Here is a 2,887-nt window from a genome sequence, read left to right as displayed (position 1 = left end):
CTGCGCGCCCTGCCCCACCCGCTGAGCTACGGCGCCCTGCGCTACCTCAACCCCGACACCGACCCGGGCGATTCGGATCCGGTGATCGGATTCAACTACCTCGGCCGCCTGGCCACCCCCACCGGTGAGGACCACCCCGAGCTGTGGCGCCTCGCGCAGCAAGGGGTGGAGGTTCTCGGAGTGGCCGCGGCGATCCCCATGCCGCTAGGACACACCCTGGAACTCAACGCCGCCACCCTCGACACCGACACCGGCCCCCAACTACACGCCAACTGGACCTGGGCGCCCACCGCCCTCGACCAAACCGCCGTCACCGAATTGAGCCAGCTGTGGGTCCAAGCGCTAACCGGAATCTGCACGAACGTACACGCCGGCGGAGGCGGGTTAACGCCCTCCGATGTCGTCGCCTCTGTTAGCCAGCAGCAGATCGAGAAACTCCAGCGGCGTTATGCAGATCGCTGACGTATGGCCGTTGACCCCGCTGCAGCAGGGGTTGCTCTTTCACGCGAGCATCGCACAGCGTAGTGGCGACGATCTGTATGCGGTGCAGCTAGCAATCACCGTGACTGGGCCGCTTGACCCTCACCGGCTGCGTAATGCGGTCCACACCGTGGTCAACCGCCATCCGAACCTGGTGGCCCGTTTCGACGCGGAGCTCGACGAGCCCGTACAGCTCATCCCGGCCGATCCCGAACCGGGATGGAGGTATGTCGAACTCGGCGCAGGGGACGTTGATGTCGATGAGCGCATCCAGCAGCTGTGCGCACAGGAGCGCGCCGCTGTCTGTGATCTAACTGACCAGCCGCCTTTTCGGGCGGCCCTTATCCGCACTGCGCCAGATCGGCACCGGTTTGTGTTGACTAACCATCACATCGTCATGGATGGCTGGTCGTCGCCGATCCTGCTGCGAGAAATATTCGCCAGCTACAACGGGCAGCGTCTCCCCCCACCCGTGCCATATCGCAGGTTTGTTACCTGGCTGGCCGGTCGGAACCTGGATAGCGCCCGCGGGGCGTGGCGGGAGGTGCTGGACGCTTTTGAAACCCCCGCGCTGGTCGGACAGGCGGGCCGGTTGGGGCTAGGGCACCGAAACAGTGCCTCGCATCGCGTGACCGAGCAGACCACGCTAGCGCTCAGCAAGCTGGCCCGCGCCCACCACACCACCGTGAACACGGTGCTGCAAGGCGCTTTCGCGCAGCTGCTGTCCGGGTTGACCGGCCAGCATGATGTCGCCTTCGGCACCACGGTCGCGGGGCGACCCACCGAGGTGCTCGGCGCGGAGTCGATGGTGGGCCTGTTCATTAACACGGTGCCGGTGCGGGCGAAGCTCACCGGCACAATGACCACCGCACAGTTGCTCGGTCAGCTGCAAAACGCTCACAGCCGCACCCTGGACCACCATCACCTGGCACTTAGCGACATCCACCGCCTCACCGGCCACGACCAACTCTTCGACACCCTGCTCGTCTTCGAGAACTACCCCGTCGACACCGCCGCGCTATCGGGCGGTCACGAATTGTCCATCAGCGATGCAACCACCCACGAACACACCCACTACCCGATGACTGTGCAAGTCCAGCCCGGACGCGAACTGAACCTGCGCATCGAATACGACACCGACATCCTCGACCCCACCACCATCGAGGCGCTGATCGCTCGCTTCGAACGGGTGTTGGTAGCCATGGCCACCAACCCCACCCGACCGCTGTCGTCGCTGGATGTCCTCGATGCCGCTGAGCGCGCCCAAGTACATGGCTGGAGCAACCGGGCGGTGCTCACCCGGCCCGCACCCATCCCGGTATCGATTCCAGCCCTGTTCGCCAGACAGGTCGCGCGCACACCACAGGCAGTGGCCCTTCGCTGCGGGCAGCGTTCGTGGACCTACCGCGAGCTCGATGAGCTCGCCAACCAGCTCGCGCACCTACTCGCCGACCACGGGGCAGGCCCGGGGCGGTGCGTGGCACTGCTGTTGTCCCGGTCCGCCGAAGCGGTCATCGCGATTGTGGCGGTGCTCAAGACCGGGGCGGCGTATCTACCGATCGACCCGGCGGCGCCGGCGGCCCGGATCGGGTTCATGCTCACCGATGCCGCGCCGGTCGCTGTCGTCACCGCCGCGGCAGTGGGCTCACGGCTGGACGGCTTTAACGGGATAGTCATCGACGTCAACGACCCTCAAACCCAGAACTATCCCCGCACACCGCTGCCGGCGCCGGCCCACGACGATGTGGCGCACATCATTTACACCTCGGGTACCACCGGGGTCCCGAAGGGAGTGGCGGTCACCCACGGCAACGTGACTCGGTTGTTCGCCTCTTGGGATGCAGGGTTGGCGTTGGGACCGGGCCAGGTGTGGACGCAGGCTCATTCGTACGCCTTTGACTACTCCGTGTGGGAAATCTGGGGGGCGCTGCTGCACGGTGGGCGATTAGTAGTGGTGCCCGACGAGGTGACGCGTTCCCCGCGCGACTTCCAGGCCTTACTGGTCGCCGAAAAGGTCACTGTGTTGAGCCAGACCCCGTCGGCGGTGGGGATGCTGTCCCCGCAGGGGCTGGATGCGGCGTTGGTGATCGCTGCGGAGGCCTGCCCGGCGCATGTGGTGGATCGGTGGGCGCCGGGGCGGGTGATGGTCAATGCTTATGGCCCGACTGAGACCACGGTGTATGCCACGGTTAGCGCCCCCCTGCAACCGGGGTCGGGGGCGCCGCCGATCGGTTCGCCGGTGGCGGGGGCGGCGTTGTTTGTGCTGGATGGGTGGTTGCGTGCGGTGCCGGTGGGGGTGGTCGGTGAGTTGTATGTGGCCGGCGCCACCGTGGGTTGCGGGTATTGGCGCCGGGCGGGGTTGACCGGGTCGCGGTTTGTGGCGTGTCCGTTCGGGGGCCCGGGGACC

General features: G+C 66.5%; 1 pseudogene. It reads left to right on the top strand.

Annotated elements, in window-relative coordinates:
• Positions 1-2,887, top strand: a pseudogene (locus tag A5686_RS09985) (amino acid adenylation domain-containing protein); the annotation flags it as partial.

The sequence above is a fragment of the Mycobacterium sp. E2479 genome, assembly GCF_001667925.1.
GTDB lineage: Bacteria > Actinomycetota > Actinomycetes > Mycobacteriales > Mycobacteriaceae > Mycobacterium.
The sequence above is the reverse complement of the archived record's forward strand: the minus strand, read 5'-3'. Positions and strand labels throughout refer to the sequence as shown.